The following is a 6937-nucleotide window of genomic DNA, read 5'->3' on the forward strand; positions in this document are numbered from 1 at the left end:
AACAGGCTCTCAGAAGCGCGCTTCCATCCCCATCCGTATGGTCCGCCCCGGAATCGGCATGCTGACCACCGCTCCGGTGTCCACCGCATAGCGGTTGGTCAGGTTGTCCACGTTCAAATTCAGATTGACCTGCTTGTTCAAACGGTACTCGATGAACAGGTCCACCAGGCGTTCGGACGGCAGTTCCAGCACCGGCTGCGCGCCGGTGCCTTTCAACCATTCGGCCGGATTGGTCTTGCCGGCATGGTATTTCAGTCGTCCGCCCACGGTCAGGTCGCCGTTCAGCAAATGCTTGCCGGCGGAAATCACATACACGCTCTTGGGCGGGATGCGGGTCGGGATCAAGCTCCAGGCGAAGCCATTCTGATTGCACACCGCGGCATCGCGCCGGGCGGCCTGGTTCACCGAGCACACTTCCGGATCCAGATAGTGCGTGGCGGCGGCCTCCACGAAGAAGGACGGGCTATGGTAGTCCGCGCCGAATTCAAAGCCGCGCAGCTCCACCTTGTCGTAGTTGAGGAAGGTCAAATTGCCCTGCCACGACGGCATGCCCGGCGTGCGGTCCAGCCAGGCGCTGGAAATATAATCCGCCACCTTGTTGTCGAAATAAGCGGCCTTGAAGCCGATGCGCTCCTTCTCGCGGAACACATCCTGGAAACTCGCCTTCAGACCCAGCTCCAGATTCAGCGAACGCTCCGGCCGCAAGGGGTTGTATGGGTTGTAGCTGAACACCTCGGACGAGGTGGTGGTTTCGTACAGGCTGGGGGTGCGATAGGCGCGGCCGCCCTTCACATAGCCATCCAGCCATTTGGCCAGGTGAACATCGAGTTGGCCGGTCAGGTCCAGCTTGGGCGCGTAATCCACCTCCAGTTTGGTCGCATAGTCGCGCGTGATTGAGCCATGCAGATTCGCGCCTAGCGAGAAGCTGGCCCAGGGATAGGACAGCACCGCGTTGGCGAACAGGCTGCGCTCATTGCGCACGCCGTTGCGCGACGCCTCCAGCGTCCGCGGCTGCTCGGTGTAGCGGCTGGTGGGCTGGGTGCGCTCCTGCTGGAAGGCCAGGCCATAGCTGAGGCTCAGCGGTAGCGCCTCCAGTTCCGAACGGTTGAGCAAATTGAAGCCATGGCGCTTGTTGTTGTAGGCATGCATGTACTGATCGCCGTAGGAAGCGCCAGGGCGGCCGGCCCACAGGCCGTTGTGCTGGTCCAGATCCGCCTCGGTGGCCCACAAGCCCAGGTTCAGATCGATCAGCTTGTTGTCGCTGGGCGTATAGCTGTAGTTGGCGCTATAGGCATGCACCACGGCGCTGCCCAGCGCCCATTGCGGCATGGACTCGACCCCCGGCGGCAGCTCCTGGAAATGCTTGTCGTTGGAGTTCTTGTACCAGTAAGCGGCCAGCAACTCGCCGGCCTGCTGGCGATGGCGGCGGAAGATCAGCTTCAGACGCTGCGCATCGTCCAGCGCGAAACCGAGCTTGGCCAGCAGCGAATCGCTCTCGTAACTGGTGTTCACCACTTCCTGGCCGCGCGACACCACCGCCTCCGGGTAGCCGTCGAAACCGTGGCTGCCGGCGAAGTAGTTGCCGGTGCGCCGCTTGCTGTAGGCCAGCAAGGCATCCAGGCCGGGCTGCCGGTAGGCCAGCGCCAGCGTGGCCGAGCCATTGTTGAACACGCGTGGGCTGAGGCCGTTGTTCAGCCGGTAATACACCTGGTCGCGCTCGTCGTCCGGCACGGTGGGCATCTTGTTATTGTTGTACAAGCTGCCTTTCAGCAGCACGCCGAAATCCTTGCCAGGACGCAACACGTCCTCCACGCCCAAGGTGCGCATTTGCACCAGGCCGCCGATCGCGCCGCTGGAGAAGGCGCCGTTGCTGGCGCCCTCTTCGACGCTGACCTTGCTGACCAGGTCTGAATCGATGTAAGTGCGGTCGCTGGTGCCCTGATAGCCGCGCGCGGTGTGGGTGGATTGCAGGCTGCCGTCTATCAGCACCGGCACCCGGCCCTCGCCTTGCAGGCCGCGGATGCCCAGGTCGATGGCGCCGGCTTCGTTGCGGATATTGTTGACCTGCACGCTGGGCAGGGCCGAGAAGATGTCGGCGTTGCCGGTGCCGCGCGCGCGGCGCAGTTGCTCCGCGTCCAGCACCTCGCCATGCAGCAGCGCGGGTTTGCGCTCGGCGCTGACGTGGACGGTTTCCAGTTGCGGCGCGGGCTCGGCGGCCTGCAGGCTTTGCGGATGAACCGCCGACAATAACAGGCAGGCGGAAAGGCTCCGGTATTTCATGATGTGGGTGGGGGTGGGGTTGAGGAGCGCCGAAGTTAATGCTAATGATTATCATTAACAATGGTAATTATACCAACCACGCCTCGCGTCAGCCCCACCGCCGACGCGGGCGGAAGCCGCGGCTATTTCCCGCCCAGCGGCACCTGCCAGCGCGAATCCTTGAGCGTGCGCATCACGATGTAGGAACAGATGTCGCGCATGCCGGGCAGCCGGTTCAGCCGCTCCACGATGAAGCCGCTGAAGGCCGCCAGATTGCTACAGCGCACGTGCAACACATAATTGCTGGGGCCGGCGACGATATAGGCGGCGGCCACCTCCTCGAACTGCTGGATGCGGCCCATGAAGTCTTCGTGCCAATCCTCGCGCGCCCGGTCCAGCGTCACATGGACGATGGCTTCCAGTTCGTAGCCAAGGAGGGCTGGGTCCAATTGCGCGTGATAACCGCGGATCACCCCCTGGTTTTCCAGCGCGCGCACCCGCCGCAGACAGGCCGATGGCGACAGCGCCACCTGGTCCGCCAGGTCCTGATTGCTGAGCCTGGCGTTGTGCTGCAATGCGGAAAGAATCCGGCAATCTATCGCGTCGAGCTGCATTTGCAATTTCCCATCGATACTGATTAGTTCTAGTGCAGTTCCTGCGAAAAGCATGCCATCAGCAACGGCAACTTGCAATTTTTGGCGGAAGGCTTGGTGCTAGCATGATTCCAGGCTTGTTACCGCTCAGGAACCGTTCCATGTTGCTCGATATCAGTCCCCCGCTGCGCGCCGGCCTGCCGGTCTGGCCCGGCGACACCGCCTTCGACGCCAGCCCGGCCTGGCAGTTGGACGCCCACTGCCCGGTGAATGTGGCGCGGCTGACGCTGTCGCCGCACAGCGGCGCCCACGCCGACGCGCCGGCCCATTTCCAGGCCGCCGGCCAGGGCATAGGCCAGGTGGCGCTGGACGCCTATCTCGGCCCATGCCGGCTGATTCATTGCCTGTCCCCCGGCCCGCTGATCCGGCTGGAACAGATCCGCGCACGGCTTGCCGCCATGGCCGGCCCGCTGCCGCCGCGGCTGCTGATCCGCAGCTACGAACGCTATCCGCTGGACGCCTGGGATGCCGACTTCCCCGGCGTGGAGGCCGCCGCCATCGACTGGCTGGGCGGCCAGGGCGTGCGGCTGATAGGCGTCGACACCGCCTCGCTGGACCCGATGGACAGCAAGACCATGGATGCCCACCACGCCACCGCACGCCAACGCATGGCCATCCTGGAACAACTGCTGCTGGAGCACGCGCCGGAGGGCGATTACGAGTTGATCGCGCTGCCGCTGAAGTTGATGAATCTGGACGCCAGCCCGGTACGCGCCGTGCTGCGGCCCTTGCCCGTTTCCACCCCTGTTGCGTAGGACCGACCCGCCATGACACATACCCGCGAAACCTGTCTCATCGCCGATCAGCAAGACCCGCTGGCCGGTTTCCGCCAGCAATTCGACCTGCCGCCCAACACCGTCTACCTGGACGGCAATTCGCTGGGCGTGCTGCCCAAGGGCGCGCTGGAACGCAGCCAGCAAGTGATCAGTCGCGAATGGGGCCACGAGCTGATCCGCAGCTGGAACACTTCCGGCTGGTTCGAACTGCCGACCCGGCTGGGCGACAAGCTGGCGCCGCTCTTGGGCGCCGGCCCCGGCGAAGTGGTGGTCACCGACACCACCTCGCTCAACCTGTTCAAGGCGCTGGCGGCGGCGCTGCGCATCCAGCAGCAAGCACATCCGGAACGCAAGGTGATCCTGTCCGAACGCGACAACTTCCCCACCGATCTCTACATGATCCAGGGCATGATCGAATTCCTGCAGCAGGGCTATGAACTGCGCCTGATCGACGAGGCGCTGCCGCTGGAGCAGGCGCTGGACGAGGACGTGGCGGTGCTGCTGCTGTCCCATGTCAATTACCGCACCGGCTATCTCTACGACATGGCCGAGGTCACCCGCAGCGCCCATCAGCGCGGCGCGCTGACGATCTGGGACCTGGCGCACGCGGCCGGCGCGGTGGAGGTGGGCTTGAACGCCGCCGGCGCTGATTTCGCCGTGGGCTGCACCTACAAATACCTGAACGGCGGCCCAGGCTCGCCGGCCTTCATCTGGGTGGCGCCGCGCCATCAAAACACATTCTGGCAGCCCTTGTCCGGCTGGTGGGGCCATGCCAATCCCTTCGAAATGGCCACTGATTACGCGCCGGCCCAGGGCATACGTCGCTTCCTGTGCGGCACCCAGCCCATCGTGTCGCTGGCCTTGGTGGAATGCGGTCTGGACGTGGCGCGGCAGGTAGACCCGCAGCAATTGCGCGCCAAGTCGCTGGCCTTGACCGATTTGTTCATCGAACTGGTGGAGCAGCGTTGCGGTCGCCACCCCTTGACCCTGATCACCCCGCGCGAACACGCGCGCCGCGGCAGCCATGTCAGCTTCCGCCACCCCCAGGGCTTCGCGGTGATGCAGGCCTTGATCGCCAACGGTGTCATCGGCGATTACCGCGAACCGGAAGTGCTGCGCTTCGGCATCACCCCGCTCTACCTGAGCCATGCCGACATCTGGGACGCGGTGGAAATCCTGCGCGAGATCCTGGACAGCGGCAGTTGGGATAAACCGGAGTTCCACCGCCGCGGCGCGGTGACCTGAGAACCTGTTTACGATCTGCTGCGCGTCGGCGGGATGGATAGAAATGGGCGTTGAAACCAAGCTCAGTGCTCATGTACCACGTGTACATTCCGCTTTTTCGCTCGTTTTCGCCTTGTCTCGCCCTAGCTCGCGAGATCGTCAACAGGTTCTGAGAGCTGTTCAAAACCTGCATCGCGCGCGGCCTGGCCGCGCGCCGCATCAAGCCGCCGCCGGCAGCCCCGCGCGGCGGTTCCAGGCGCAAGGGACGTCAGATCCCGCCAGACCGCGCCTTATAGACAGAGGAGAACATCATGAGCAGTTTCCAGGATATCAAGGATAGGGAGCAGGGCCTGCAGCGCCGGCTCAGCGCCGGACAGATGAGCATGATCGCCATCGGCGGCGCCATCGGCACCGGTTTGTTCCTAGGCAGCAAGTTCGCCATCGGCTTCGCCGGCCCCAGCGTGGTGCTCAGCTACGCCATAGGCGGCCTGATCACCCTGCTGCTGATGGGCTGCCTGGCGGAAATGACGGTGGCGCATGCCACCTCCGGCTCCTTCGGCGCCTACGCCGAACACTACGTCAGCCCGCTGGCCGGCTTCCTGGTGCGTTACAGCTATTGGGCCTGCATCGTGCTGGCGGTGGGCACCGAGGTCACCGCGGTGGCCGAATACATGCGCTTCTGGTTTCCCGACACCCCTCCCTGGATCTGGATCCTGCTGTTCTCCGGCGCGCTGATCGGCGTCAACGCCGCCAGCGTCAAGGCTTTCGGCACCGTCGAATACTGGTTCTCCAGCATCAAGATCTTCGCCATCGTCGCCTTCATCGTGATGGGCTGCTACCTGGTGTGGGGCAGCGGCAACCCGGCTTACGGCGCGCACAACTTCAGCGCCGGCGGCGGCTTCTTCCCCAACGGGGCCTGGGGCACCTGGGTGGCGGTGGTGATCTCCATCTTCAGCTATCTGAGCGTGGAAATGATAGCGGTGGCAGCCGGCGAGGCGGAGAACCCGGAGCAGGCGGTGCGCCAGGCCTTCCGCGCCACCATCGCGCGGTTGGTGGTGTTCTACCTGCTGTCCTTGAGCCTGATCATCGCCATCGTGCCCTGGGACCGGATCGGCGCCGGCAACAGCCCCTTCGTCACCGTGATGCAGGTGCTGAACATCCCCTACGCCGCCGGCATCCTCAACTTCGTGGTGGTGATCGCCGCGCTGTCGGCGATGAACAGCCAGCTCTACATCACCACCCGCATGATGTTCAGCCTGTCGCGCGCCGGCGACGCGCCGATCGCGCTGGGCCAATTGAACCAGCGCGGCACCCCGACCAACGCGCTATTGCTGTCCACCAGCGGCATCGCGCTGGCCACGGCGCTCTACGTGCTGTTTCCACAGCAGGCGTTCACGCTGATGATTTCGCTGTCGATGTTCGGCGCCATGTTCACCTGGCTGATGATTTTCTACACCCATCTATGCTTCCGCCGCCATCACGACCGCGCCGGCGGGCTGGAGCTGCCGTTCAAGATGCGTCTGTTTCCCTACAGCACGCTGACCGGGCTGCTGCTGATGCTGGCGATCATGATCACCACCGTCTTCACCGAGGTGTTCCGGCTGACCCTGGTCTTCGGCCTGCCCTTCCTGCTCTTGCTGGTCATTCTGTTCCACAAGGTGCGCAAGCCGCGGCTGACGCCGGCGACGCAAGCGAATTAATGCCCGCCGCGCCCGGGTCGGAACACGCTTCCGGCCCGGCCGTCCCCACGCCAAATCCGCTAAGAGCCTGTTCAAAGTCTCGCGAGCAAGAGCGAGACAAGGCGAACACGAGAGAAAAAGCGGAATGTACGCGTGGTACATGAGCATTTTGATCTTGTTTTCAACGCCGTATCGCTGACGCGCAGCAGATCGTAAACAGGTTCTTAGATCAACGGCGTCCGATGCCTGCCAAGCCTCAGACGCCGTTTGCTATTGGAAAAACTGCTGCAGATAATCGACAAAGGCCCTGACCTTGCCCGGCACATGCCGCCGCGCCGGATAGACC

The 6937-nt window shown here is 63.9% G+C and carries 5 protein-coding genes; 3 read left to right on the forward strand and 2 right to left on the reverse strand.

Translation table 11 applies throughout. The annotated features are described in order from the left end of the window. Positions 1-9: 9 nt before the first annotated feature. Positions 10-2280, reverse strand: a complete 2271-nt coding sequence (locus tag VI26_RS22840; protein ID WP_082151219.1) for a TonB-dependent receptor domain-containing protein — start codon at positions 2278-2280, stop codon at positions 10-12. A gap of 122 nt (positions 2281-2402) precedes the next feature. Then, a complete protein-coding gene (locus VI26_RS22845; protein ID WP_048412050.1) occupies positions 2403-2873 on the reverse strand; it encodes an Lrp/AsnC family transcriptional regulator in 471 nt (156 codons plus the stop codon). Positions 2874-3013: 140 nt separating this feature from the next. On the opposite strand from VI26_RS22845, the gene kynB reads away from it, so the two are divergent. The 3 genes from kynB (at position 3014) to VI26_RS22860 (ending at position 6612) form a co-directional block, all read left to right on the forward strand. Beyond that, entirely contained in the window at positions 3014-3667 is a 654-nt protein-coding gene (kynB, locus tag VI26_RS22850) for an arylformamidase (protein ID WP_048412051.1), read from the forward strand. 12 nt (positions 3668-3679) lie between these two features. Further along, positions 3680-4933, forward strand: a complete 1254-nt coding sequence (gene kynU / locus VI26_RS22855; RefSeq protein ID WP_048412052.1) for a kynureninase — start codon at positions 3680-3682, stop codon at positions 4931-4933. Positions 4934-5223: 290 nt separating this feature from the next. Then, entirely contained in the window at positions 5224-6612 is a 1389-nt protein-coding gene (locus VI26_RS22860) for an amino acid permease (RefSeq protein WP_156184010.1), read from the forward strand. Positions 6613-6937: the final 325 nt, after the last annotated feature.

Origin of the sequence: Chromobacterium sp. LK1 (assembly GCF_001043555.1) — a bacterium.
Classification (GTDB): Bacteria; Pseudomonadota; Gammaproteobacteria; order Burkholderiales; family Chromobacteriaceae; genus Chromobacterium; species Chromobacterium aquaticum.

Excerpts from the sequence above, each read along its gene's own strand:
- kynU (WP_048412052.1), top strand. The coding sequence starts at position 3,680 with ATGACACATACCCGCGAAACCTGTCTCATCGCCGATCAGCAAGACCCG.
- VI26_RS22845 (WP_048412050.1), bottom strand. The coding sequence starts at position 2,873 with ATGCAGCTCGACGCGATAGATTGCCGGATTCTTTCCGCATTGCAGCAC.
- kynB (WP_048412051.1), top strand. The coding sequence starts at position 3,014 with ATGTTGCTCGATATCAGTCCCCCGCTGCGCGCCGGCCTGCCGGTCTGG.
- VI26_RS22840 (WP_082151219.1), bottom strand. The coding sequence starts at position 2,280 with ATGAAATACCGGAGCCTTTCCGCCTGCCTGTTATTGTCGGCGGTTCAT.
- VI26_RS22860 (WP_156184010.1), top strand. The coding sequence starts at position 5,224 with ATGAGCAGTTTCCAGGATATCAAGGATAGGGAGCAGGGCCTGCAGCGC.